This is a genomic window from Xylanibacter brevis ATCC 19188, from assembly GCF_000621725.1.
GTDB classification, from domain to species: domain Bacteria; phylum Bacteroidota; class Bacteroidia; order Bacteroidales; family Bacteroidaceae; genus Prevotella; species Prevotella brevis.
This window is the reverse complement of sequence record NZ_JHXM01000007.1, coordinates 72,951-99,517: the sequence shown is the minus strand read 5'-3', so window position 1 is coordinate 99,517 and position 26,567 is coordinate 72,951. Positions and strand designations below refer to the sequence as shown.

At 52.7% G+C, this 26,567-nt stretch carries 16 protein-coding genes and 1 pseudogene; 4 read left to right on the top strand and 13 right to left on the bottom strand.

The annotated features are described in order from the left end of the window. The first annotated feature begins 8 nt into the window (after positions 1-8). Positions 9-575, top strand: coding sequence for a GTP cyclohydrolase I FolE (gene folE, locus T433_RS0104325; RefSeq protein WP_044109203.1), 567 nt, complete (start codon positions 9-11; stop codon positions 573-575). A 26-nt stretch (positions 576-601) separates the two neighbouring features. After that, positions 602-1,198 carry a hypothetical protein gene (locus tag T433_RS0104320; RefSeq protein WP_027454989.1) on the top strand — a complete coding sequence of 199 codons (597 nt, stop codon included), beginning with the start codon at positions 602-604 and terminating at the stop codon, positions 1,196-1,198. Here T433_RS0104320 and T433_RS0104315 read toward each other — a convergent pair. The 6 genes from T433_RS0104315 to hpt all read right to left on the bottom strand — a co-directional run bounded on the left by T433_RS0104315 (position 1,195) and on the right by hpt (position 8,952). Further along, positions 1,195-3,030 carry a heavy metal translocating P-type ATPase gene (locus tag T433_RS0104315; RefSeq protein ID WP_027454988.1) on the bottom strand — a complete coding sequence of 612 codons (1,836 nt, stop codon included), beginning with the start codon at positions 3,028-3,030 and terminating at the stop codon, positions 1,195-1,197. The two genes, T433_RS0104320 and T433_RS0104315, sit on opposite strands and share 4 nt — an antisense overlap. Next, entirely contained in the window at positions 3,027-3,158 is a 132-nt protein-coding gene (locus tag T433_RS16900) for a hypothetical protein (protein WP_282706087.1), read from the bottom strand. The genes T433_RS0104315 and T433_RS16900 overlap by 4 nt, the downstream gene beginning before the upstream one ends. A gap of 133 nt (positions 3,159-3,291) precedes the next feature. Next, positions 3,292-6,621, bottom strand: coding sequence for a TonB-dependent receptor (locus tag T433_RS0104305; RefSeq protein WP_027454987.1), 3,330 nt, complete (start codon positions 6,619-6,621; stop codon positions 3,292-3,294). A 20-nt stretch (positions 6,622-6,641) separates the two neighbouring features. After that, positions 6,642-7,808, bottom strand: a complete 1,167-nt coding sequence (gene obgE, locus T433_RS0104300) for a GTPase ObgE (protein WP_027454986.1) — start codon at positions 7,806-7,808, stop codon at positions 6,642-6,644. After that, positions 7,798-8,370: an adenylate kinase gene (locus T433_RS0104295; RefSeq protein ID WP_027449929.1), complete on the bottom strand. Its 573-nt coding sequence runs from the start codon at positions 8,368-8,370 to the stop codon at positions 7,798-7,800. The genes obgE and T433_RS0104295 overlap by 11 nt, the downstream gene beginning before the upstream one ends. Positions 8,371-8,412: 42 nt before the next feature. After that, entirely contained in the window at positions 8,413-8,952 is a 540-nt protein-coding gene (hpt, locus tag T433_RS0104290; protein WP_027454985.1) for a hypoxanthine phosphoribosyltransferase, read from the bottom strand. A 92-nt stretch (positions 8,953-9,044) separates the two neighbouring features. Between hpt and T433_RS0104285 the strand changes: the two genes are divergently transcribed. Then, the gene (locus T433_RS0104285; protein WP_027449931.1) at positions 9,045-10,559 is read left to right on the top strand and encodes a bifunctional ADP-dependent NAD(P)H-hydrate dehydratase/NAD(P)H-hydrate epimerase; all 1,515 of its coding nucleotides are present in this window, start codon (positions 9,045-9,047) and stop codon (positions 10,557-10,559) included. Positions 10,560-10,577: 18 nt separating this feature from the next. Then, entirely contained in the window at positions 10,578-11,657 is a 1,080-nt protein-coding gene (locus T433_RS0104280; protein ID WP_027454984.1) for a DUF4831 family protein, read from the top strand. 115 nt (positions 11,658-11,772) lie between these two features. Here the strand turns inward: T433_RS0104280 and T433_RS16790 are convergent, their stop codons facing one another. The 7 genes and pseudogenes from T433_RS16790 to T433_RS15820 all read right to left on the bottom strand — a co-directional run bounded on the left by T433_RS16790 (position 11,773) and on the right by T433_RS15820 (position 26,217). Beyond that, on the bottom strand, positions 11,773-12,426 hold the full coding sequence (locus tag T433_RS16790) for a basic secretory family protein (RefSeq protein ID WP_248616483.1): 654 nt from the start codon (positions 12,424-12,426) through the stop codon (positions 11,773-11,775). A gap of 105 nt (positions 12,427-12,531) precedes the next feature. Then, a pseudogene (locus T433_RS14595) lies at positions 12,532-14,892 on the bottom strand (GH92 family glycosyl hydrolase); the annotation flags it as partial. Between the two features lie 246 nt (positions 14,893-15,138). Continuing rightward, the gene (locus T433_RS0104270) at positions 15,139-17,004 is read right to left on the bottom strand and encodes a TonB-dependent receptor plug domain-containing protein (protein WP_027454983.1); all 1,866 of its coding nucleotides are present in this window, start codon (positions 17,002-17,004) and stop codon (positions 15,139-15,141) included. Next, on the bottom strand, positions 17,004-17,978 hold the full coding sequence (locus tag T433_RS0104265) for a DUF362 domain-containing protein (protein WP_027454982.1): 975 nt from the start codon (positions 17,976-17,978) through the stop codon (positions 17,004-17,006). Before T433_RS0104265 ends, T433_RS0104270 begins: the two co-directional genes overlap by 1 nt. 141 nt (positions 17,979-18,119) lie before the next feature. Further along, the gene (locus T433_RS0104260; protein ID WP_027454981.1) at positions 18,120-18,530 is read right to left on the bottom strand and encodes a hypothetical protein; all 411 of its coding nucleotides are present in this window, start codon (positions 18,528-18,530) and stop codon (positions 18,120-18,122) included. Positions 18,531-18,991: 461 nt separating this feature from the next. Beyond that, complete coding sequence (locus tag T433_RS15825; RefSeq protein WP_081778356.1) at positions 18,992-22,831, bottom strand: glycosyl hydrolase 115 family protein; 3,840 nt, start codon at positions 22,829-22,831, stop codon at positions 18,992-18,994. Positions 22,832-22,902: 71 nt separating this feature from the next. After that, positions 22,903-26,217 (bottom strand): beta-L-arabinofuranosidase domain-containing protein, encoded by a 3,315-nt coding sequence (locus tag T433_RS15820; RefSeq protein ID WP_052356980.1) that lies wholly within the window; start codon positions 26,215-26,217, stop codon positions 22,903-22,905. Between the last annotated feature and the right edge of the window lie 350 nt (positions 26,218-26,567).

The following is a 26,567-nucleotide window of genomic DNA, read 5'->3' as shown; positions in this document are numbered from 1 at the left end:
ATGTTATCATGGAACTAGAAAAGAAAACAGAAGAACTTGCATCACACTATAAAAGTATCATAGAACTGCTGGGCGAGAACACAGAGCGCGAAGGTCTGCTGAAGACGCCCACCCGAGTAGCCAAGGCTATGCAGGTGTTGACACGCGGTTATGAAATGGATGCGCACAAGGTGCTGACAGATGCCCTCTTCAAGGAGGACTACAGTCAGATGGTCATTGTCAAGGACATCGACTTCTTCTCACTGTGCGAACATCACATGCTGCCCATGTACGGCAAGGTACACGTGGCTTACATCCCCAATGGCTACATCACCGGCCTCTCAAAGATTGCCCGTGTGGTAGATATCTACAGTCACCGCCTGCAAGTGCAAGAGCGCATGACGCTGCAGATTCGCAAATGTATCGAAGAGACACTGCACCCCTTAGGTGTCATGGTAGTGGTGGAAGCCAAGCATATGTGCATGCAGATGCGTGGCGTAGAGAAGCAGAACTCGGTGACTACCACCAGCGAGTTCAGCGGTGCTTTCGAACAGGCAAAGACTCGTCAGGAGTTCATGAACCTGATTCATCATTAAGACAAACCAATTAACAAACAACGCATATGTATCAGTCAGGTGGCGGTTCATTCCGCAAGCGAGAATCACTCAGTTACGAGTTCACCCACAGCTGTTTCGGTCGACTCGTCATCTTAGGTGCCATCCTTGGTGTCTTGTCTATCATTCTGGCCATCTTCTGCCCGTCGGAAGAACGCATGCGCACTGTCATGGAAGACGACATCCGTCAGTGTATCAACGCTCATGACAGTATCAATGGCGACTGGATGGACAATGCGCTCAACAACTTCAGCTATATGTTCACCACTGCCGACACCATCAGTGAGGTAGAGATGTACAAGCTGTTTAAGAAGAACAACCGCTTGGAATACAACGACCACACCATCTTTGCCACCATGAGTCTGTGCAACAACTTCCGTCCTGACGGTGTTCGTTGTGGCATCGGCATCCTCGGCGTTGTTATTCCCACCATCCACTACAACGACTTCCTGCTTGTGGTAGGCTCACTCCGTAAAGACTATAATCAGCCTATCATCGAAAACAACCCTAACGCCAATCAGGAAGGAACTGAAGAAACGGACGAAGGTGAGGTATTTGGAGAGAACCCCGACTTCGGAGGTGTCTTTGAATATCACGACAACTAATGCTGTCTCAATGCGCGCATCGCATTGAGAACAGCTAATACCGTCACACCCACATCAGCGAAGACAGCCATCCACATCGTGGCAAGACCGAAGGTTGCCAATATCAGTACGAGCGTCTTTACACCAATGGCAAACAGCACATTCTGACGAGCGATGCCAATGGTTCGGCGAGCAATGCGTATGGCCAGAGCAATCTTTGAAGGTTGATCATCCATCAACACCACATCGGCTGCCTCGATAGCCGCATCGCTACCCAGTCCTCCCATCGCAATACCGACATCTGCACGTGCCAGCACAGGCGCATCATTGATACCATCGCCCACGAAAGCCAGTTGGTGACCGGGTGCCAAAGCCTCAACAATCTTCACTTTATCTTCTGGAAGAAGTTCGGCGTGATATGTTGTCAGCCCAAGTTTCTCAGCTACATCTGCAGCCACCTCTTCTCTATCGCCAGTGAGCATCACCAGTTGTTTGATGCCCAACTCACGCAATCGTACAATCGCCTCAGCGCTATCTGCCTTCACCTGGTCGTTGATCACGATATGACCTGCATATTGTCCGTCGATGGCCACATGGATGATGGTACCCACATGATGGCAGTCGTGCCACTTGGCACCGACGCTATCCATCATCTTCGTGTTACCAACAGATACCTCCAGTTCACCAATCTTAGCCTTCACACCGTGGCCCGATATCTCCTGCACATCGCTGACGCTGCAGCCATCAGTAGCCTCATCGGGGAAGGCATCACGCAGAGCCGCTCCAATAGGATGCGTAGAGAAGTGCTCCACATGAGCAGCTAGATGCAGCAACTGCTGGGCATCGTATTGCTCGGGATGAACAGCCGTGACAGCAAACTGGCCATGGGTCAGCGTGCCAGTCTTATCGAAGACCACCGTGTCCAGTCGCGACAACACATCGATATAGTTGGCTCCCTTAATCAAAATTCCCCTACGCGAGGCGCCACCAAGACCGCCAAAGAACGTCAATGGGACGCTGATGACCAATGCACAAGGACAAGAGACTACCAAGAACATCAGGGCGCGATAGAGCCATGTCGTGAAGCTGCCTGCGCCCAACAGTGGTGGCAAGACAGCAATACCTATGGCTAGGAACACAACTACCGGCGTATAGATACGCGCAAAACGCGTGATAAAGGTCTCGCTCTTCGACTTGCTCTCACCCGCATTCTCCACCAGATTGATAATCTTCGAGACCGTACTCTCGCCAAAGGCCTTAGTGGTACGCACTCGAATCACTCCCTGCAGGTTGATACAACCAGATATTACCTCATCCTGCACTGCTACATCACGAGGCACGCTCTCGCCTGTCAGCGCCACGGTATTCAAGGCAGAAGAGCCTTCTACGACGACGCCATCCAAGGGTACCTTCTCACCGGGGCGCACCAAGATGATCTCACCTACCCCCACTTCATCGGGCATCACATCAAGCACTGCACCGTCGCGCTCCACATGGGCCACGTCAGGACGTATATCCATCAGGTGTGCTATGCTCTCTCTGCTCTTCCCTTCGGCATAGCCCTCAAACAACTCGCCTACCTGGAAGAACAGCATCACGAAGACGGCCTCAGGATATTCACCAATACAAAGTGCACCAATGGTAGCTATCGACATCAGGAAGTGCTCGTTGAAAGCATCACAATGTGCCAGTCCTTCTACCGCTTCTCGCAAAGTGCCATAGCCTACGAGCAAGTAAGGGACTAGATAGACCAGCAACAACTGCCACTGCGGCCATGCCAAGTGCTGTTCCATCACATAAGCGACAACCAGCAATGCTGCCGTTGTAACGATCAACGCCAACTGTCCTTTCAATCCGTGATGATGCTCATGATGGTGGTCATGTCCTTCATGATGATGGTCATGATGGTGTTCATGTTGATGTTCATGTGAGCAACAAGAAGGCTCGTGATGATGTTCGTGCGAACAACACGTTTGTTCATGATGATGATTGTGTGCCATTGTTCTTACCTTATTATATTATATATGTTATCTTTTCTGGTTGCAAAGGTAAGAACTTTCGTTTGCAACCAAGTTGCAAAAAAAGAACCCGTCAAACCGGCGGGTTCCTATCTCTTAGTTGAAGAAGTATTTTATTCCGATGCTTGCGTACCAGCACTGTCCTACGTCATAGCTGTACGTCCACGTCTCTGTCTTGCCATTAATACTAGCAGGCGTAGAGAATGTGGGATAGCCGTCACCATCCTTACCATTATAAGTCAGGATGCGGGCATCATTTCCGATGGCAGGATTCAGATACTTTGCCACGCCCCACGTAGAATCAAAGAAGTTCAGTACATTTTTCATGTCGAAGCTCAGCTGCAACTTATGCTTCGTGTCCTTGACGTTGAAGTTGTAGTCGTGCTTATAGCTGAAGTCAATGCGATGCACCCAGGGAGAAGGATCGGCATAGGTTCCTGCATACTGACCTTGGTGTTTCTTCAGGTAGTCGTTGTTATGCACGAAATCCATGAAGCGCTTCATATCATCTTCAGAGGCGAAGCGGAACTCACCTTTACCTACGCCCACCTGATCGTCTTTTGGTATATAGACCAGGTCATAATTATAACCATCCTGGTTCATGTCGTTGGTCAGCATATACGACACATTGTTAGTCATCGTATAGCCCGTAGAAGCATCTATGCGCACACCGCCATGATAGGCCTCATAGATAAAGCTATAATGGTTGCCCGACTTATCGTGCAACGATGCCGAAGCCACGAAGCGGTCTGGAATCACGAACAATGAGTTGTGAAGTCCGACCTCATTAGGACCCTTATACGAAGGAATGTTCGCAAACGTAGAAGAAGGATCGTTGCCAGGCATGCCCGACACCTCTTTCTGTACCATGTGCGTATAAGCAGCCATCACGTCAAGCCACTCGAAAGGCTGAGCCGTCACGGTAATATTACCCAGCCATCCATAGCCCTTGCTGGTGTTTGACAGCACGTAAGCATTTGGCAGCGCCTTTCCGTTAGCATCCTTATATTTCACGTTGACAAACTCAGGACGACAGTCAGCCCCTTTGAACCGAGGCTGTTCGCTGGAACTGTAATAGCTCCAGTCTGAGATATACACATCGTTGATATTCTTGTTCACGACACCCTCAACGGTCACCGTCATAGGGAATGCCACGGGCACCTGATAGTCAACAGCCAGCGACGTCTTCCACACCTGTGGCAGTTTAAAGTTGGTCACCACGCCACTGATGGTAGAACCCGCCTGTCCGTCTGCAGGTGTGATATTCACAGGACCCAGTCCATGAGTTGTCACATAGTTATACAATTCTGTGCGTGTCTTGATGTCGCCGGCAAAATGCTGCTTCATGCCTTCTTCAGTGATGTTCATACCCTTGTTCAGGCCTGTTGCATTCCAGATGCCATTATACTGCAACATGTTCGAGCTCGACGGCATGTTGGTAAAGAACACCAAAGGCAGACGACCCTGAAACAGGCCCGTACCTCCACGCACCTTCAGGCTCTTGTCGCCAAACACATCCCATATCACGCCTAAACGAGGTGACACCGTCAAACTACTGCTAGGCCAACGACCAGTATCCAGCGAACGACCGTTATAATCAATGGCCGCGATGGCATTATTGGTCATTATATCCTTATCATCGAAGATCAAGTTGTCTAGTCTGAGACCGTAGGTCAGCTTCACGTTTGACAGCAGTTCCCATTCATCCTGCAGATAAACGCCCAGACGATGGTTGCGCACTCTGACGGCAGGCTCCATCTCACCATTATAGCCATAAGTCAATGCCACCACTTCGGGAGTTGCCCCCGTCAGGAAATCGTCCAACGACTTATAGCGATAGTATCCCGCACCATTACGCATATAGATATTGTCGGCCATCTTATATTCATAGCTGATGCCCGCCATAATCTTGTGTGTGCCAAGATAGTAGGTCACGTCATCCTTGACATTCCACACGTCATTATGAATACCCGTTTTCCACGAGAACAGTTCATGTCCCAGTGACATATAGTTACCACCAGCACCGTCCATGATATCAATAAACGGGAAGTCGGAAGAGTCCGTCTCGCGCACATCATCTTTCTTCGTAAACGTGGCCAGGAACTGGTTCGAGATATTCTCCGTCAATCTGCTGTTCAGATCAATAGAGAAAGAGTGCACCTTGTTCTTCATCTGGTAGAGCGAGTTCGCATAAGACAAGGCATATTGCGACAAACGACCGTATGACGAACGCTTAGCGCCGTCCATAGAGTTCACGTTGGTGGCCTTCCACAAAGCGTTGTCCGTAAAGTTGTAGCGCAGTGCCAGATGATGGCGGTCCGTGATGTTCCAGTCTATTCGTGCCAGAAACTTATAGTTGTTGTCCACAGCCGGGTAGTTCGTCCACGAGCCCGTGTTATAGCCGTACTTGTCGGCCACATACTGCGACACCTGTTCCAGGTCACTCAGTTTTACGCGCGAGATATAGTTCGTAGGATCAGCCACGCCGTCTTCCGAACCGCGCCAGCGATTCACCACCGTCGGTGTCTTGGCCATCTCGCCATTGGCAAAGAAGAACAGTTTATTCTTAATGATAGGTCCGCCCAGCGTAAAACCATAGATGGTGTTCTGGTCCTTTTCGCGTGTGCCAGTCAACTGCTCGCGGTTCACGGCATCACCATGCATATTCTCATTGCGGTGATACACATAAGCCGTTCCCTTGTACGTGTTTGTACCCGACTTCGTAATGGCATTCACGCCACCACCGATAAAGCCCGTTTGACGCACATCGAAGGGCGATATCAGAATCTGCATCTCCTCGATGGCATCTATTGAAATAGGATTACCGCCACCAGGCAGATCCATGGTCGTACCAAAATCGTTATTGAAGTTGGCACCATCAATGGTAAAGTTTGACGTACGTCCGTCACGTCCAGCCAGTATCATACCACTACCACCATAGGGCGACAGTCTGACGATGTCCGTAATCAAACGGTTCGTTGTAGGCATGTTCTCAATCTGCCGGGCAGAGACGTTCGTAGAAGGTCCCGTCTTCTGCGTCGTAAACTTCGTAGCCTTGCCGCTCACCAGCACCTCACTCAACTCGGTAGTGCTCTCAGCGAGCTTGGTGTCCAGCTTGGTTGTCTCGCCCAGCACCAGGGTGATGTCTTTTGACACAGAAGGTTTACACCCGATGTAGCTGACCGTCACCACATACGGTCCACCGGGGCGCATGCCCTGGATGGTAAACAATCCGTTGACGTTGGTGATGGCCGTGTAGCGCGTTCCCGAAGGTTCGTGCATAGCCTGCACTGTGGCACCAATGACCGTCTCCGTACTGCCCACATACGTCACTGTACCTGCTAAAGTTGAATTGGTAATCTGAGCAACAACTGCCACCGTAAAGGTGAGCAGCGTTGCAAGCATCATCAAAAATCTCTTATTCATGTTAGTAGAAAACTGATCAACTAAACTTCTTCGTCGTCTTCGTATTCAAAATCTTCCAAGTCATCGACATCTTCTACATCCACATATTCGATGTCTTCATCCTCGCCTTCATCGGCCAGCTCTTGTGCAAACATCGACATATCCTTGTCGCGGTGCACCAACGAATCCTCTGCCATGATGCCCTGAATCTTGTTGCTTTCAGCATTCAGTTCGCGCCACAGCACATCTTTCAGTTCGTCGAGTCCGTAGCCTGTCACGGCCGAGATGAACACCACAGGCAGATCCTGAGGCAACGTCTCGCGCAACATCTCTATCAGTTCCTCGTCCAGCAGGTCGGACTTGGTCACTGCCAGCACACGGTGCTTGTCCAGCATCTCGGGGTTGAACTGCTGCAACTCGTTGAGCAGAATCTCGTACTCGCGCTTGATGTCGTCGGTATCGCCAGGCACCATAAAGAGCAACAGTGAGTTGCGCTCAATATGGCGCAGGAAGCGCAGTCCCAGTCCTTTACCCTCGGAGGCGCCCTCGATAATACCGGGAATATCGGCCATCACAAACGACTTGCCGTCGCGATAGCCCACAATGCCCAACGAAGGCTCCATCGTCGTAAACGGATAGTTAGCAATCTTCGGCTTCGCATTAGACAAAGCCGACACCAACGTTGATTTACCTGCATTAGGAAATCCCACCAGTCCCACGTCAGCCAGCAGCTTCAGTTCCAGGATGATGGTCATCTCCTGCATGGGTTCTCCAGGTTGCGCATAGCGCGGAGCCTGGTTCGTCGCCGTGCGGAACTGGAAGTTACCCAGTCCGCCGCGACCACCTTTCAGCAACATCACCTCCTGTCCGTCGTAGGTCACGTCGCAAATATATTTTCCCGTTTCGGCATTATACACCACCGTACCGCAAGGCACATCGATATAGATGTCCTTTCCGTCGGTGCCATGACACTTGTCACGACCACCGTTGCCACCATGCTCTGCGAAGATATGTCTCTCGTACTTCAGGTGCAACAGCGTCCAGTAGTTATGATTACCGCGCAGGATAATGCTACCGCCTTTACCCCCGTCGCCACCGTCAGGTCCCCCGTTAGGGTTGTACTTCACGTGGCGCAGGTGCATCGACCCTTTGCCGCCCTTACCCGAGCGGCACATGATTTTTACGTAGTCTACAAAATTAGATTCCATCTATCACATCACAAATATCTGCGAAGATACGATCCAGCTCGCCCAGACCATTGATGTGGTGGTGCAGACCTTCCTGCTTGTACCACTCGATCAGTGGCTGTGTCTGGTTGTGATAAACCACCAGGCGCTTCTTGATTGTCTCTTCATTATCATCAGCGCGACCGCTCTGCTGTCCACGCAGAATCAGACGCTTCATCAGTTCGTCCTCGGGAACGTCCAGCTCGATCATGGCAGCCACCTTGTCGCCACGCTCAGCCAACATCTTCTTCAGGGCGTCAGCCTGTGGAATGGTGCGAGGGAAACCATCAAAGATTACACCCTTATGCTCACGACCGAATGAGTCATATACCGATGCCAGGATGCTGATCATCAGCTCGTCGGGGATCAGCTGTCCGTTGTCAATAAACTGCTTGGCAGTGTTGCCCAGCTCGGTGCCGTTCTTAATCTCAGCACGCAGTACGTCACCTGTAGAGATATGCTCCAGTCCGTACTTCTCAATCAGTTTGTCACTCTGTGTTCCTTTACCTGAGCCAGGGGCTCCAAAAATTACAATGTTCTTCATTTCCTGAATAAATTTTTCTAGCTTATGTGTGTTTACAATTGATTATTCTTCTACCACGGTGTAGATGTCACGCAGATTACGTCCCTGCTGGTCGTAGTCCAGTCCATAACCCACGATAAAGTCGTTGGGGATGCGCAGTGCCACGTACTCCACGTTCAGGTTTTCCTTCAGTTTGTCGGGCTTCAGCAGCAGCGTGCAGATATGAATAGAGGCGGGATTGCGTGTGCCCAGCGACTCCACCATCTGCTTCATGGTCAGACCCGTATCCACGATATCCTCGACAATCACGATGTGACGTCCTGCCAGGTCTTCGTTGACGCCCAGCACCTCATGCACCTTACCCGTAGAAGTGGTTCCCTGATAGGAAGCCAGCTTCACGAACGATATCTCACAAGGAATTGTAATCTCACGCAGCAGGTCGGCTGCAAAGACAAAAGCCCCGTTCAATACGGCCAGGAACAAAGGGTTCTTACCAGCCATATCTTTGTTGATTTGGGCAGCAACAGCCTTCACGCGCTCGTGGATTTCTGCCTCAGGAATAGACGTTTCGAACGTCTTATCCTTGATAGTTACTCTACTCATTCGAATGATTTATTTGAATTTTGATGCAAAAATACAAAAAATTTGGGAAAACCGACCACTTATTAACAATAAATTAGTATTTTTGCAGCGTTATGAAAATATTCACTAGCGCGCAAATTCGCGAACTTGACAAATATACTATCGAACACGAGCCCATTAAATCTATTGATTTGATGGAACGCGCTGCACATACTTTCACACGTGTCATCGCCGAGAAATGGCCCACCATCTATCCCGTCGTGGTCTTTGCTGGACCGGGCAACAATGGTGGCGATGCGCTGGCTGTTGCACGCATGCTGACCGACATGGGCTACCAGGTACAGACTTACCTGTTTAACATCACTGGCAGCCTTTCAGCCGATTGTGCCGAGAACAAGCAGCGTCTGATTTCCAAGAAGGGCTTTTCGCTGTTCACCGAGGTCACTCAAGAATTTGACCCGCCTAAGTTGGAGAAGGGCATGCTGGTCATCGACGGTCTCTTCGGAGCTGGTCTCAACAGGCCCCTTGCAGGCGGTTTTGCATCATTGGTGAAGTATATCAACGCCTCTCAAGCAGATATTGTCAGCCTCGACGTCCCTTCAGGACTGATGACCGAGGACAACACCTATAACGTCCGTGCCAACATCATTCGTGCCACCATGACGTTGACACTCCAGCAGACCAAACTATCGTTTCTCTTCGCCGAGCACCAGCAGTTCCTGGGCGAGGTTCGCATCCTGGACATCCGCCTCAGTCAGGAGGCCATCAGCAAGACCGATGCCCCCTATCGCATCGTTGAGGAGAACGACGTGCGCCAACTGTTGCACAACCGCGATGCCTTCGTACATAAAGGCACCATGGGCCACGCCCTGGTCATAGCTGGCAGCTATGGCATGGCAGGTGCAGCCGTGCTGACCTCAAGAGCCTGTATGCGAAGTGGTGCTGGCAAGGTGACCATTCACACACCCAAGCGCAACGCCATGATTCTGCAGACGGCCGTTCCCGAGGCCATCCTGCATATGGACCGCGAGGAGACCATCTTCTCGGAGGCGGTTGCCACCGAAGATTTCCAGGCTCTGGGCATCGGTCCCGGCATAGGCACCACCGAACAGACCAGCATTGCCATGATAGCTCAGTTGCGCCGTGCGCAATGTCCCGTCGTGATTGATGCTGATGCACTCAACATCCTGTCCACGCGCCGTGCCTGGTTGCAGCAGTTGCCCAAGGGAGCCATCCTGACGCCCCACCCCAAAGAACTGGAACGACTGGAGGGACAGTGCGTAGATAGCTACGAACGACTGAGCAAGGCTCGCCAGTTGGCAGAGCGTATCGGAGGCTATGTCGTGCTGAAAGGTCACTATACAGCCATCTGCATGCCCGACGGTCATGTGGTGTTCAACCCCACTGGCAATGCCGGCATGGCCACTGCAGGCAGCGGCGATGTGCTCACGGGCATCCTGACCGGTCTGCTGGCTCGCGGCTATACGCCACAGGAGGCCACCGTGCTGGGTGTCTATCTCCACGGACTGGCCGGCGATTTGGCCGCCAAGGACCTGGGTGAAGAGAGTCTCATTGCCAGCGACATCATCCAGTATCTGCCCAAAGCATTCTTAAGACTAAAAGGTTAACGAAAACATATCTCACACATGAAAAGATACTTCTTTCTTGCCCTGCTCCACTGTTGCGTGGTAGCAGCTTTGGCACAGACACAACTGAGCAGCTATCAGCCAGGCGTCACGCCCGAGGGAGCCGTTTATTTTCTCCCTAAGACTGCTATTAAATTTCATATCTTAGTAGAGAAGACCACCTTCCAGCCAGGCGATTTCGCGGCTTATGCCCATCGTTACCTGCGCTTGGTCGATGTGGCTCAGGAGCCCAGCGTCAGCAGTCGCCTGCTCAGCGTGCGCCAGGAAGCCGTGGCTATTGCCGACACCACCAAGGCCTATGCCGTTAAGTTCAACGCCAAGACCGTGGCTGCCAATGTAGCCCTCTCGCAAGACGGTTGTCTGCTGGCCATCAACGCAGCTCCCGCCAAGCCAGAAGATGACTTTGTACCCTTCGAGGCTGCTCCCCGTCAGGCGCCCATCAATGCCCGCACGCTGCTCAACGAAGAGATTCTGGCAGCAGGAAGCACATCAAAGATGGCCGAGCTCACCGCCCGCGAAATCTACGACCTGCGCGAGAACCGCAACCTGCTCATCAAGGGTCAGGCCGACTTCATGCCGAAAGACGGTGTCCAGCTCCGACTGATGCTCAACCAGCTGGAGGAACAGGACCGTGCGCTCAGTTCTCTGTTTGTGGGCACCACCCGCAAGGACACCACCGAGTATGTGGTCACCGCCACCCCCGACGGTCCTTTCAGCCATCAGCTGTTGTTCCGTCTTTCCGACCTCAATGGTGTGGTGGAGAAGGACGATCTCTCTGGCGCTCCATTCTATCTGAGCGTTGAAGACCTCAACACCGTGCCTCCTGTTGACGAAGAGGCCGCTGCCAAGGCCAAGAAAAAGCCTTTCGAAGCAGGCATCTACGTGAACGTGCCTGGTCGCATGCGCGTCACACTCTTCGATGGCATCACCCCTATTCAGACCGAGGAGCACCCCGCACCGCAGTTTGGCAACGTAGAACTGCTCAGCGGCGAACTGTTCAACAAGCGCTACACCACACACCTCTGGCTGAACCGTCTGACGGGTGCCGTGGAGCGTCTGGAGGCCGAACAGCCGAAATAAGCAACCGCATCCGCCACTTTTGGCGGCATCATGCGCCACGTTTAGTGGCCCTATACAATGCGTTTGGCGGCGTTATTCTCAAGGAATAGCGCCGCCAAACTGTTTTTATACATACTTACTTGTCGCCCATGGCTCGCATGTACTCATCCCAGAGCGAGTCGATGGTGTAGCCCTTACCCAGAGCATAGGTCACAGCACCGTTCCACGACCAGGGCACCACCTCCAGACACGAGCGGTTCATCTTGCGGATAAAGTCGGCATCCTTCGTCTCGCGCACCCAGTTGAAGAAATAGCCGATGTAGCGATAGCCATCGTGATAGCTACCACCCTTCGGACGGTCTTTCTCGCCGTGGAAACCGCCACAGGCCACACGCACGGCATCGGCTGTGCCCTCAACCATTTCCCACACAGCCTTGTTGGGACCGCCATAAGGGCCAATGCCCTGTGGCTCCAACTGGAACGCATGGGTCAACTCATGGAGCAGCACGCCGCGGGTCTCGAAGTCCACACATGCTGTGTCGTTATTCTCAAACGAGCGTTCTATGTGTCCAGTTGTATATGTGATGTTCACAAAACCATTGCCGCCACCTTTCCACGACACGCCATCGGCTTTGCGGACGATGTAGTCCAGACGTTTCAGCATAGGGATGCTGTCCTCGGGCGTGAAGTACAGGCATTTCATCACCTCGCGAGCCACACTACGTATGTAGGGGTCGGGCTGCGAGATCAGGGCATGATAGATCTTCGAGCCCTTGGTCTCGGGGTTCATATCCACGAAGGTGATATCACGCAGATGACTGTTCCAGCGCTTATCCTCCTCCGTCAGTTTATTGCTCATGCGACTGGCAATTGAAGAGCTGGCCGACTGCATCTCGTCGGTCAGTGAGTATGGTTTGTCGGAAGCCGATAGCCCACGGCTCTTATTGGGCTTTGAAGCCATCTCAAACTCGATGACGCAGCCATTGACCAGCTGATCGTGGGTGATATACAACTTGCTGTAAGGTTTTCCATTCACACGCACCGACTTCACGTAGCGGTTCTTGTCGCTCACCTTCGGCGCACGAATCTCGATGGTACGTCCGTTCTCCAGTGTCACCTTCATCTCAGGCAGGTAGGGCGCGCCAAACACATACTGGTCGGAACCAGGACATACGGGATAGAAGCCCATGGCAGAGAACAGATACCATGCTGACATCTGTCCACAGTCATCGTTACCGCCCAAGCCGCGAATCTCACTGCGGTACATCTTGTTCATGATGGTGCGCAGCCATTGCTGGGTCTTCCAGGGCTGTGAAGTCCAGGCATAGAGATAGGGCACGTGGTGACTGGGCTCGTTGCCATGCACATAGCCGCCCACCAGACACTCGGCCGTGATATCCTCGTTGTCAGCATAGTATTTCTCGGGCAGACTCATACCGAAGAGAGCGTCCAGTTTCTCTACAAAGGCCTTCTCACCGCCCATGCTCTTCATCAGTCCGCGCACGTCGTGAGGCACATGGAACGAGAAGTTCCAGCTGTTACCCTCGATGAAGCCCTCGCCATAGGTCTGGTAGGGATCCATGTCGGCCTTGAACTTACCATTGCGATAGCGTGGAGAGGCAAAGCCACGGGTGGGATCGAACACGTTCTGGTAGTTGGTGGCACGGGTTTGGAACTGGATGGCGATATCATCGCGGCCCAACTGCTGGGCAGCATGATAGATGGTCCAGTCGTCGTAGGCATACTCCAGGGTGTTTGAGGCAGCCGTTGCATCTTTATCGTAGAGTGCATAGCCATAACGACGGTAGTCGCTGATGCTGGGGAAGTACTTATTGTTGGCTGTGGCCACCATAGCATTCAAGGCTTCCTCGCCATCCACCTTAGCACCCTTGGCCAGCGCATCGGCCAGCACGCTGACGGCGTGATAGCCCGTCATGCACCAACCCTCGTTGCCCATCAGGCTCCACACGGGCAGCATACCTACAATGTTCTGCTGCTGATGCTTGATCATCGAGCGAATCATGTTGGTGTTGCGCGAAGGTTTGAGCAGTCCCAGCAAGGGGTGCTCAGCACGATAGGTGTCCCATACAGAGAACACGGTATAGTTATCAAAGTCGCTGGCCACATGAATATTGCCGTCCAGTCCGCGGTACTTGCGGTCCACATCCATATAGATAGAGGGGTTGATCATGGTGTGGTAGAGCGAGGTATAGACCATGGTCTTCTGGGCCTCGGTGCCCTGACAGTCGATGACCGACAGCTCTTTCTCCCACTGCTGACGGGTAGCAGCAGCAATCTCGTCGAAGTTTCGTCCGCTGGCCTCAGCCTTCAAGTTGGCCTTGGCGCCCTCGGTAGAGACGGCCGAGAGGGCCACCTGCACCTCCAGCTGGTTGTCGTCGGTGTCAAACTCGAAGTAGGCCACCATCGACCGGCCACCCATATCGGGAAAACGGTGATGCTTGTCGAACTTGCCCCAGAAGCCCTGGTAGCGCTCTGCCTTACGGTCGCGATAGCCATAGTCCTTGATGCGCTTGCTGAACGAGATGGCGAAGTAGGTATAGTTGGCGCGCGCCCAACCGTTGGTGAGGCGATAGCCCGTCACCAGTGTGTCGTTCTCCACGCGCAACTGCGACCACAGCACCTTGCCGTCGTAGTTATAGATGCCATGCAGCAAGTCCACGATGAGTCGCTGCTGGTCGGCCTTCTCAGGGAAGGTATAGCGATGAACGCCCACGCGCTGAGTGGCGGTGAGCTGCGCCCGCACGCCATTGTCGGCCAGTGTCACCTCGTAGTAGCCGGCACGGGCCTGTTCGGTGGCATGGTCGAAGCGCTGGCGATAGCCGCCGTCGGGCTGTTCCTTTGTTCCTGGGTTCAGTTGCAATTGTCCGGTCTGGGGCATGATCAGCACGTCGCCCAGGTCCGAATGACCTGTGCCGCTGAGGTGTGTATGACTGAAGCCCACGATGGTCTGGTCGGTGTGCTGGTAGCCTGCGCAATATTCGTACACCTTTCCCTGGTAGCGCCCGTTCACGTTGTGAGGGATGGTGTCTGTCTCGGGCGACAGTTGCACGATGCCGAAGGGCGCACAAGCACCTGGGAACGTGTGTCCCATGCCCTCGGTACCAATAAAGGGGTTCACATAATCTACTTTAGAACGCTGCGTGGCGGCAGCGGTTTTCGGTTTTTGTGCCATAGCAGCACCTGTGAGACAAGCCAACAGCAATGTCACACAGCAGTTAAGGTAATTGTTCTTCATTCTTGATATTGTATAATCATTATTATTTACGCACGTGCCCGCAGTTCGCATACTGTGGGACTGCAAAGTTACAAATTACTGCTGTAATTCGAAAAGGAATTAACAAATCTTACAATCTTAATGGTCCTGACACCATGCTGAAGGACCTGAAAGACCACCGTAGAATACCACAAAAGAAAAAGAAGGAAACAACAAGACACACGTCTGATGCTTCCTTCTGTATGTTTTTTAGGGGTTGCCCGTCCTTTAGAACTGGATGTTCACACCACCCATAAAGGTGGCACGAGGCATGGGAAAGCCGGCATTGAGCTCGTAGCTCTGTGCCAACAGGTTCTCGCCGCGCACCCAGAGGGCTGTGCACTTGGTCAGCGCATAGTTGATAGTGGCATTCAGCAGTGTCACGTTCTCGCTCTGCTCGTTGGCACCAACAGCCGTGTAGAGGTGGTCTAAGTACTGCAGACCGGCAGTCACCGTCCACTTATCCTGACGATAGTCGGCACCCAGGAAGCCCTTGTAGGTGGGGGCTGCCACTACCTTGTTCTCCATGTGAAGCAACGAGTGGTTGGTGTTGATGGCCCAGTGCTGGTTCAGGCGATAGCTGGCTTCCAGCTCAGCACCACAGTTTTCTATCTCACCGGTGTTGATATTCTTACCTGCCACGGTCTGAATCAGATTGTCACCCTTGGCATAGAACACGTTGATACCATAGCGGAAATCGCCAACACGCTTGCGCCATGACAGCTCATAGTTCCACAGGCGCTCCTGTTCCAGTTCGTCGTTGGCCGTGCCATAGAGGTACATATCCTTGGCATTGGGATTGCGGAAGCCCTTAGCCACCGACAGTCTGAGCTCACCACCTTCCAGCGAACGGTGAACCAGACCCAACTGGGGCACCCATTCGCCACCAGCCTGAGAATGATGATCATAGCGCAAGCCTACATCCACGGTGACATAGGCAGAAAGGTCCTGACGGAAGTCCACATAGCCAGCCACCTCATTCTCGTGAGCATGGGCACTCTGCTTCTTGCGGTTGCCACTCATGTTAACATCGCCAGTGATGCGGTTGGTATAATAGGCACGTCCGTAGATGTGCTGATAGTCGGCACCCACGGTCAGGCGGTTGCCTGCGAAGAGGCTCATGGTCTGATACCACGATGCACCAGCCACGGCGTCTTTCGAACGGAAATAGTCGCTCTGCGGTGTGCCGCCCACGGCATTGTAGCCATCGTTGATCTTATGACGACCGAAGTTATCATAGACGCTCAGCGCACCACTGGTGTTGCCATAATGGTTCTCCAGAACCAGACTGGCCACGCCACGGGTGATATACTGATCGGCCTCAATCTTCAGCTTGTCGGTGCTGCCAGGGTTGCTGGCGTTGAAGTGCGTCAGATCCAGGTCGGCATAGGCATTCCAGTGCTCGTTGAGGTCGTAGGCCAGTTTCACATAACCGCCATACTGCTCGAAGCCCATATTGGGACGGTGGTTGTCCGAGCGACTATACTGCAGGGCCACGGTAGAGCTGAAGCGACCGCTGCGCACCTGATTAGCTACGTCGGCCTGCACTGTACCATAGCTGCCGGCACCCAGACTCACATTGTTTTTCACACCATCCTGGTGCATGCCGCGGGTCACAATGTTGATCACACCGCCCATGGCGTTATTACCATAGAGCACAGAGGCAGGGCCACGCAGCACTTCCACGCGGTCGGCCATCAACGTCTGATAGCTATCGCTGATGGGATGGCCATACACGCCGTTATACTGTGGGTGTCCGTCCACCAGCACCAGCATCTGTCCTATGCCGCCACTGAGGCCACGCACGCTGATGCCGCCAGCAGCACCACCACTGACGCCATAGCCCATCACGCCACGGCTGGTCACAAAGACGCCGGGCACCTGCTGCATCACCGTGGGCAGCACGTTTTGCTGCTGGTTCTGCGTCAGGGTCTTACGATCTATCACGGTCACCGTCATGGGCAGATGACGCACATCTGCGGCCTGGCGGGTGCCTGTCACCACTACTTCCTGCAGCGCCAGACTGTCTGTCTGGGCCATCATTGCCGTGCTCACAGCCAGGGCTGCCAGCACCATAGAGACTTGCTTTTTCATTAGTCTATATTTATCAATGTGTATGTTTTCTTACCCAGTCCTATCTTCTCGGCATAGTCGGTGATATAGGTGCCATGCTGACGGTTGATGCGCTTGATCAGCGGTTTGTTGTCGTCGCCGGGCTTACCTTTGTAGTTGAACACCTTGTCCAGACAGGCCTGATCCAGTGCCACGGGGTCGAGCGAAGCCATGATGCCCATGTCCTGCAGCTCGGGTTTGGCTGGATGGCCATCGCAGTCGCAGTCCACCGACATGTTATTCATCACGTTGATGTAGATAATCTTACCACCGAAATAGTTGTGCACGGCCTGTGCGGCAGCAGCCATCGACTCGAGGAAGTCGTCCTGTGTAGGACCGGCTGCCAGATACTCTTTGTTCCATGCCAGCTTGGCATCGTCGGTCTTACCGGCAGAGTGGATATAGGCTTTGCCTGAGGTAGAAGCCACACCGATGCTGGCATTCTTCAGCACACCGCCAAAGCCGCCCATGGCATGACCCTTGAAGTGGGCCAGGTTGATCATGAAGTCGTAGTTGGCCAGATGCTCGCCCACGATGTCATAGTGCAGGTGTTTCTGGTCTTTCATGGGAATACGTATCTGTCCGAACTCGTCCATCAGATCGACGGCAAAGATAGAGTCGAAACCATGCTCGTGGATGGTCTGCCAGTGGCGCTTAGGGTCCTGACGTGTACCGCCATAGGCCGTGCAGCACTCTACGATGGTGCCGTTGACCTGCTCCACCAGATTGCGTATCAGCGTGGGCTTCAGGTAGTGGGTGTTGCCGCCTTCGCCAGTAGATATCTTCACGGCTACGCGTCCTTGTGGCTCAACACCAAGCGCCTTGTAAATCTTCACTAATGCCTCGGGGGTTATCTCTTTGGTGAAATAAACCACGGGGGTTGATGGTTTCTTGGCCCATGAGGTCAATGTCAGCAGACATGCCATCACGGTCAACATCAATGTTCTTTTTTTCATATTCCTATCGTTCATTTAATTTCCGTTGCAAAGATATAAAAAAAATCAGAATTAAGCGGAATGAATTCTATATAAAAAAAGACGCCCTCCACCGGTGAGAATGGGCGTCTTTACAACATTATATTTAATGATACTCGCTGACTATTTTTGTTTTTCAGTCTTTATCACCGAATATCTTGTATGTGAGGGTTTGCTGACACAGTTGGTCAAGAGGTCAACACCCCATCCTATCAGACCACCAAAGATAATGTTGCCAAAGGCCCACTCGTTGACTTTCTTCTCGAGCATGACATCTTTGTACTCATAGTTATCAGACTTAATCGTAATACGTTGTCCGTCAATAGCATGTCGATTAACCTTCACCTGATAAGGCAGGGTTACATCATTATAGACTTGCTTTTCTGTTACAATGGTTACATGTTCATCAACATCGCCGTCCAGGATGATTTTAGGACTACCACCAGAAACGATTGTAGCACACGAAGACAAAGACAATACCACGACACCTACTAGAGCCAACAAGCCCCACGTTCTAAAATCTGTTTTTTTCATAAGATGATTAGTTAGTTTGATTAATAATTGTTCCACAAAAGTATATATTTTTGATTAAACAAGCAAACAATTTGCGCATAATTGTAGAATAAGGGTCAAAGAGGCATGCTGCAAAAGCTGAACTTTAACCACTGAAGAGTGACACTTTAAACAACCAAGAAAAGAGGTTTTGTGATGCAAGAGTAACCGTTTTGGTGCTCATCTAGAGTCTAGAATTACCTTTTCTAGAGTCTAGATTTGTCGGTTCTAGAGTCTAGATTTACCACTTCTAGAGTCTAGAATTATCGTTTCTAGAGTCTAGAATTGAGACAAAAGGATAAGTATTGGCAAGCAATAGCGCCACTATAAGGCCGTCATAGGAGCACTTTGACCTCGTAAAAGTGGCCGAATGAGCAAACAAAAAGCAGTATGCACGAATGCCGCACATACTGCCCTCTGATTATATATATGTAGATTAGGAATTATTTCAAGACTTTACGTCCTCTCTGAATAAAGATACCCTTTTGCAGACGCTGAACACAGCGTCCGCCAAGGGTATAGCTTTTGGTGTCGGCCATCACGGCAGACTTTGTATGATGAATGGTATTGATGATGTTATTGTCTTTGTCAACTTGATGAATGCGGAAATAATCGACCTTGAACCAGCCGTTCTTTTGTTCGGGATGCATGGTGCCGTCGCCCTGACGCCCGTCGGCACGGATGCCCAGACGCAGGCTCTGACCCTCGGCCACATCGACATACACGAACATGTCTTGCAACAGGAAGTTGCCGTTGATGCCACCGACATAGCCGGCAAAGGTGTTGTTTTCGCCAGCGGTGAGGTTGTTGCTGTAGTCCTGTTCCATGCCGTAGTACTGCACCTGGTCGTTGGCAAACAGGCGGGTGGTGCCCAGATAGCCCTCCTCTACCCACAGTTTGCACGCTACCAAATAGCGGCCAGGGGTAAGTTTCTCGGCGGGAATCTCCTGATAGAGTTCGAAGTCTGCGGGGAAATGACCACCCTGGGGCAGACACCAGGAGATGTTGGTGCCATGGGCATTGGCCGCATCCTTATTGATGCCATAGCTCTGGCCGGGAAACTGTCCTACGATGTTCCAGCCGTAGGGCGTATAGCGACGGGTGTCGCCCGTGGTGTTCTGCTTCACGGTGCCACCATCGCGATAGAGTTCGAAGTCGTAGTTCTCAATGAGCGACTTGGTGAGCGTCAGATCTTCTGTCGTTGGATTGGGTGCCTTACTGACGCGCTCAATGTGGAAGTAATCGACCTTGAACCAGCCGGCGTTATCGCTGGCATGGGTGCCATCATTCTTGCGGTTGCTGGTCTTGATGCCCAGGGTGAGCGACTCGCCCTGTCCCACGGTGACATAGACCTCCATGTCGCGCAGCACGATATTCTCGGTGGTGCCACCGGCATAGCCTGCATAGGTATTGATCTCGCCAGGCACGAGCAGGTTGGTATAGTCGCTCTCGCTGCCATAGTACTGCACATTCTGATTGGCAAAGAGGCGACAGGTGGTCTTCTTCGAATTCTCGACCCACAGCATGCAGGTGACACGATAGACGCCGGGCTCCAGTTTCTCGGCAGGAATGGTCTGTGAGAGTTCGAATTCCTCGGGCATGGGCACCGAGTTAAACCAGCATACGTTGTTGCCGTGATAATTGGTGGCATCTTGGTTGACGCCGAACGAGTCGAGACCATTGGCACCCTTTTTCAATGTGCCTTTCTGGTTCCAGCCACAGGGCACACCACGACCGATCTGGCCTGCGGCATTCTGCTGACAGTCGTGATTATACTCGAAGTCGTAGTTGGCTATCAGTGATTCAGTCAGGCTGTTGTCCTCCACCACGGGCAGTGTGACATAGATATCGCTGACCACCACACCGGGGTCGAGCAGCGACACACGCACCTTGACGGTCTTGTCGGCATCGGCCACATACTCCTCGGTGGCATCGTTATAACCTTGCAGCACGGTCTGGTTCCACTTGCCCTCCATGGCGGTGGTCTTCAGCGACTTGACCTGTGCTGAACCGCCATCGATGCTCAAAGCCACACGCAGGTCGTAGGTGGTGTTGATGGGGAACGTGGGTAGGCAGCGCACCGAGATGCTGTTCTTGCCGGCCTTCACGGGGACCTCATACTCTAAATAGGGTGCCTGAGCAGCACTATACTTGTTCATATCGAGGGGCCATACGGTGACGCTTTCATCGCTGACGCCCACACCTTTCAGGGTGGTGAAGGTGCCGTTGCTGGCAGTGTATTGCGTGGCGGGAATCACCGTGACGGGGGCTTCGAGCTTAGCGCTGACCTCCACACTGTTGATGTTTGACAGTGTGGCCGTCTCGGGCATACCGAACTGCATCAGGTCACGGGGCTTATAGCTCATCATACCGTCCCACTTGCCACCAGCCAGTGACTTATTATAATAGGTGGTGAGATCCACAATCTGGCGGAAGGCCTGACGAGCTTCGGCGGCATAAGCCAGCGCCTTGTCGCGGTTGCCCTGCTTGGCCAACTGCAGACTCTGGGCAGCGCGGAAGGTCTTGATGTTCATATTTCCAGCGCCCTTGACGGGATATTCTATCAGTTGGAAGTAGGCATCCTGCAAGGCAGCAGGCACAGCACCCTTCACCTCATCGACACGGGCCATGAGGGCCTGATAATCGGCTATGCGCTGGTCTTTCTCGGCATTGGTGAACGACACGTCGAACACATGTTCGGGCTTACCACCGGCAGCCAGTCGGTAGTACTCCAACTTGATATCGGCAATACGGTCGGCCAGGTCCTCGCCGAAGGTCTCGGCAGCCCAATGGCGGTTGTAGCGGTAAGCCTCTTCGGGTTTCCAGGCGTTGATGTCCCATGCCAGGTCCATGCAGAACTCCAGTTCGGCCTCGGCAGGCTTGATGTCGCCCACGTTGATCACCCACAGTGTCTGCACGCCCTGGTCGTAGGCACGCGACAGTTCGTAACTGATGAGCGAGGGTGAGTGGGAAGCAATCCACAGGTAGTCGTGAGGCGAACCCCAATAGCTGAGGTGGTAATAGACACCATTACCGCCCGAGCGAGCCTGTTCGGCAGGTTTGGGCAACTGGCGGATGTAGCCGTGGTTGTCGTCCACCCAACAGAGGGTCACATCCTCAGGCACCTGCAAACCGGCGTTGTAGGCGTCGAGCACCTCTTTATAAGGAATAAAGAGCTGTGGCACCTTGGTCACATCGTCGAAGTATTTTGCCAGCAGGTCGCGCTGATAGCCGATGATGTCGGTGAGTCCGCGCACCTTGTCCTCTGTAGAAGGATAGCCCGAGATGCCCCAGTCGTGCACACCGCGCATGCCGAGGGTGTACATGCCGTCGTAGTCGGCACTCTCTGCTACGCGCTCTTCCCAGTACTGTTGGATTTTGGCTTTGTTGGTGACGTAGTTCCAGTCTTCGTTGTTGCCATTCCAGGGGGCATGACGCCACTCCCACTCGTTGTCGCGCAGCATCTGTTCGCAGTGGCTGGAACCCAACATGATGTCGTACTTGCGCGCCACGGGCAGGTTGTCCTTGTTGGCCCAGAAGGCTTCAGAACACAGGTGCATGGCTGGCCATAGCGTGTTGGCACGCAGGCGCAACAGTAGTTCCATGACGCGGGCATAGGTGTTGGGACCGATGTTGTTGTACTTCTTGTCGATGCCCTTGGCGGCCCAGGGAAACAGGGCGAAGTCTTCGTCGTTGATGAAGATGCCGCGATACTTCACCGAGGGTTCCTTCGAGATGGTCTGCAGGCCAGTGGCATAGAGCACGTCGGCCTTTGCTGGCGACACATCGGCCCACCAGATATAGGGCGACACGCCCATCTGGCGAGAGAGTTCAAACAGACCGTAGGCGGTGCCACGAGGCGTAGAGCCATAGACCACCAGTGCACGGGCGATGCCCTCGGCAGGTTGCTCTACCAACTGGAGTCCATAGACCTCCCACTGGCCAGCTACCTCGGTAGCGCTGATCTTGCCACTGGCAGCCAACTGATCGATAATGGTGGACTGTCCCAGGGTGCCAGCGATGATAGGCAGGTCGCCAGCATCCAACTGGTTCTTGACGGGAAGTGATTTTCCGGTGACAGCCTTCGCATCGTCGGAGAGACACTGGGCCACGGTCTTCACGACATCGGCATCATTGTCGGACACAACGATGGGAGCCGCAGCATCGGCTGTAACGATGGGGAAGCCATCGTCAACAACGGTTTTACTGAGCGTGACGTTCTGTGCAGACATCGTTGCTGACAACAACAATGCCGCTAAAAAAGTAATAATTGGTTTTGACATAAATTATAATGATTGTTAGGTTATGTTTCTATGTTGCCGTTAGTCTTTGGTTAGGGATCGAAAAAGTAGTGTTACTTCACGATGACTTTGCGGTAGGTGCCATCAGGGAAGCGGTGAATGCGGATGCCCTGACGGGCGACTTCACTGCGGCCCGACAAGGAATAGGCCGGAGAGGCCGCTGCACAAGGATGCAAAATGGAACTCGGGATGACGGCCATAGGGACATCGGCCGACTCACTGACACGCTTGATGCGGAAGTTGTCGCACTTGAACCAACCGGAATTGCTGCCGTCGGAAGTGCCATTGCCGCGCTGATTGCCCGAACGAATGCCGAAACGCAGGTTCTCGTCTTTGGCCACATCGACATAGACCACCATGTCGTGCATCACCAGATTGTTGGTTCCCGTACCGCTATAACCGGCAAAGGTGGCCGTCTCACCTTCGGTCTGATTGGAAAGATAGTCGGCGGCAGTACCGAAATACTGCACCGACTGATTGGCAAAGAGACGACACTTGCCAAACAGGCCACTCTCGTTCCATAGCTGACAACGAATCTGATAGCAACCGGGAACAAGCTTCTCGGCAGGTATCTCCTGATAGAGTTCAAAGTTGTTGGGCATGGGACCCTGCTGGTTGTTAAACCAACAAACATTATTCTGGTGGCGGTTAAGTGCATCGCCGTTGACGCCAAACGACGTGCCTTTGAATTCGGTGGCCAGTTGCCAACCGTAAGGACAACCGCGAGAGGTAGAGCCCTGAGGGTTCGGGGTTCCATCGACAGCCAGTTCGAAATCAGGATTGATGATCAGTGACTCGGTCAGCGACAGGTCATCATCGCCATTGTCGGCAGGAATACCATCGACCTTGTCCAAACGAAAATAATCGACCTTGAACCAGCCTGTGCCATCGCTGGCACGCGTACCATTTGACTTACGCCCGTCGGAGCGAATGCCTAAACGCAGATCCTCGCCATCGGCAAGGGTGACATAAACCTGCATATCCTTGAGAAGAAACATGCCATCGGGTGTTCCGCCATAGCCTGCATAGGTAGCCGATTCGCCGTCTACCTGATTGTTGGCATACTCGTCTTTACAACCGAAATACTGCACATTCTGATTGGCAAACAGTCGGCAGTTGCCTTTCTGGTTGTGGTTATTCCACAACTTACACCTCACACGATAGGTGCCAGCACCCAGTTTCGAGGCTGGCACCACCTGATAGAGTTCGAAGTTCTGTGAGAATGGCAGCATGCGAAACCAGCAGATGTTATCGCCATGAGGATTCTGGGCATCGCTGTTGATGCCATACGACTCGCCATTTATCTGTCCTTGCACGCTCCAGCCATAGGGCACCCATTTCTTTTTCTCGGAACCGCCGGCATTATAGGTCTCGGCATCGACCATTTCGAAGTCGGGATTCACAAGCAGCGTCTCATCGGGAATGTCGTCGGCATGTGCCTCGGGAAACACGGTGAGGCGCAGTTCGGTGCATCCATAGGGCACCAGGGTGATGGTAGTGGTCTTGTCGGTAGCAATCACATTGCCAGCACCGGGCAGGAAGGGGTTGCGACCATTCTGAATGGACCAGTGGATCTGGCGCACGGGCATACTGATGGTGACGGGGGCTTCCTGTAGATCGAAAGGATAGGCGCCTTCGGGGATCGTTTTGGTGGTGACGGTGAGCGAGGACTCATCGGTGAGCAGTGTGGGGTCGAAACCGTAGTTATAGGGACCGCTGGGGGTGATACTCCAGCACTTGAAGTCGGCATTGTCGGAATGCTTGCCATTCATGTTGCCATAGACCTGGGTATCCTCGACTTTGGTCTGCGGGATGGCATAGGTGAATAGCAGTGGACCACGCTCGACATACCATCCTTGTTGATTGGCGGCCTGACAAACCAGCACCTCCATGGGCAGGCGCAGTTCGATGACATCGCCATTGTGGAAGGTGCGATTCAGGGTGACGAAGGTGGATGGGGTCAAAGGCATATCGATAGCAGCGCCATTAACCTTGAGACTGGCCTGCTGGCACCAGCCGGGGATGCGGAGTGACAAGGGGAAGGTGACAGCCGACTGGGAAGTGATGACAAAACGAATGACATCGGAGAAGGGATAGGCGGTCTGCTCGCTGATGGTGACAGACTGGCCATTGACCTCGACGGTGATGTCGCTGGGCGAATAGAGGGCAGCGACAACGGCATCGTCTTTACCACGCATCCACAGACGCGACGCGAAGTTGGGCATCAGGCGGTTGACATTACCCACGCAGCACTCGGTCTCGTGGACAGGGCGATAGGCCATCCAGGTGCTGCCGCGCTTGAAGGCATTATTATCTGACGTGCCGGTGCAGATGAGCTGGTTCACGGAAGAGAAATACTGCAGGGCCTTGAAGTCCTTGGTGATGGCACCCAGACCGGCATTGAAGACGGCACGCTCGATGCGATCGGCCCACTCGGCCTGACCGGTGACTTGCAGGAAGTGACCCAACGACCAGGTGTAGTCGGTGATGTCGCAGGTCTCGTGGGCATTGTCCACATCGAGACCGGCAGTAAACTCAGAACTGGAATAGAGACCATCGGGCAAGAGATGGTCGCGCTCCAACTTGCGCTCGGCATTCATGGCGATATCCAGGTATTGCTGTTTACCGGTATAGGCGTAGAGAAGCAAGGGAATCTTAAGCATCTCGGCATAGGTGACACCGTGCATGGTGATGACATCGGCCGAAGATGCCACAGGGGCATCGAGCTCGAAACCGCCGCGGTTATAGGCGTCTTCTGCCATCTGTAGCAACTGACTATTGCCAGTGTGGCCATAGACCCACAGCATACCCTCCACATTACAGATGTGGCGACGGCCATTGACGAGCAGGTCGGTGCTCAAACTGAGATAGTTACGCTCGAGGGCCGTGATAATATCCTGATTGCCCGTGGCCCAATAGTCGGCCTGCATAGCACGGAAGAAAACGGCCATAGGCCAAAGGGACTCTATCTTACTGTTGCCAAGACGTCCATTAGACTGGGCATGTTCTATGGTATAACTGATACCACTCTCACCTTTCTCGATGAAAGTGGGGTCGTCAATGAGGTAGCCCAGACGCAACAAGCCATCGGTATAATAGGCCGTCTGCTCGTAGCGCCACCAGTCTTTGGCATCGGGGTTCTCGTTGACACGAGGGATGTCGCCGGCCCAGAGACAGGAGTTATAAGGATAGGCCATGGCTTCGGGATGACCTGTGAGACCATCACGCTGTCTGAACAGAAACTCTTGCAACCATCCCTTGGGCGAGATGCTTTGGATAAGTCCCTCATGATAAACACTATAGTCTTGTGACAGAATTGGGCCACAAGATAGGAATGCTAGTAAAAGTAAGTATAAACGCTTTGACATGAGTTAGGTTTTTGTTATTATCAACGCATGCAAAGTTATTAAAAAAGGAGCAACAGAAATGTCAATTCTGTGTTTTTTGATAACACAACTATAATATTTGACTAGAATTTTTCCTCTGTTGAACAATTTGTTTTAGTCTATTATAAATATAGTGATAAAATTATCCTAATTCACTCTCCCATGATTTGACAAAAACCAAATAAAAACCCAGCCCTCTCCACCTCCGTTTACTATTCATTCCTCCCCATCACAGGGGGGGGTTGGGAGGGGGTCTCTTTTCTTGGTTTTTACTAAACAAAAAAAAGAGTACGCGCAATCACTGCGCATACTCTGCAGAGATATTTCTCAAA

Coding starts and splice junctions, on each gene's coding strand:
- T433_RS0104280 (WP_027454984.1), top strand. CDS start 10,578: ATGAAAAGATACTTCTTTCTTGCCCTGCTCCACTGTTGCGTGGTAGCA.
- folE (WP_044109203.1), top strand. CDS start 9: ATGGAACTAGAAAAGAAAACAGAAGAACTTGCATCACACTATAAAAGT.
- T433_RS0104305 (WP_027454987.1), bottom strand. CDS start 6,621: ATGAATAAGAGATTTTTGATGATGCTTGCAACGCTGCTCACCTTTACG.
- T433_RS16790 (WP_248616483.1), bottom strand. CDS start 12,426: ATGAACCCCGAGACCAAGGGCTCGAAGATCTATCATGCCCTGATCTCG.
- T433_RS0104260 (WP_027454981.1), bottom strand. CDS start 18,530: ATGAAAAAAACAGATTTTAGAACGTGGGGCTTGTTGGCTCTAGTAGGT.
- hpt (WP_027454985.1), bottom strand. CDS start 8,952: ATGAGTAGAGTAACTATCAAGGATAAGACGTTCGAAACGTCTATTCCT.
- T433_RS0104320 (WP_027454989.1), top strand. CDS start 602: ATGTATCAGTCAGGTGGCGGTTCATTCCGCAAGCGAGAATCACTCAGT.
- T433_RS0104295 (WP_027449929.1), bottom strand. CDS start 8,370: ATGAAGAACATTGTAATTTTTGGAGCCCCTGGCTCAGGTAAAGGAACA.
- T433_RS15825 (WP_081778356.1), bottom strand. CDS start 22,831: ATGTCAAAACCAATTATTACTTTTTTAGCGGCATTGTTGTTGTCAGCA.
- T433_RS15820 (WP_052356980.1), bottom strand. CDS start 26,217: ATGTCAAAGCGTTTATACTTACTTTTACTAGCATTCCTATCTTGTGGC.
- T433_RS0104285 (WP_027449931.1), top strand. CDS start 9,045: ATGAAAATATTCACTAGCGCGCAAATTCGCGAACTTGACAAATATACT.
- T433_RS0104270 (WP_027454983.1), bottom strand. CDS start 17,004: ATGAAAAAGCAAGTCTCTATGGTGCTGGCAGCCCTGGCTGTGAGCACG.
- T433_RS0104265 (WP_027454982.1), bottom strand. CDS start 17,978: ATGAAAAAAAGAACATTGATGTTGACCGTGATGGCATGTCTGCTGACA.
- T433_RS16900 (WP_282706087.1), bottom strand. CDS start 3,158: ATGAACAAACGTGTTGTTCGCACGAACATCATCACGAGCCTTCTTGTT.
- obgE (WP_027454986.1), bottom strand. CDS start 7,808: ATGGAATCTAATTTTGTAGACTACGTAAAAATCATGTGCCGCTCGGGT.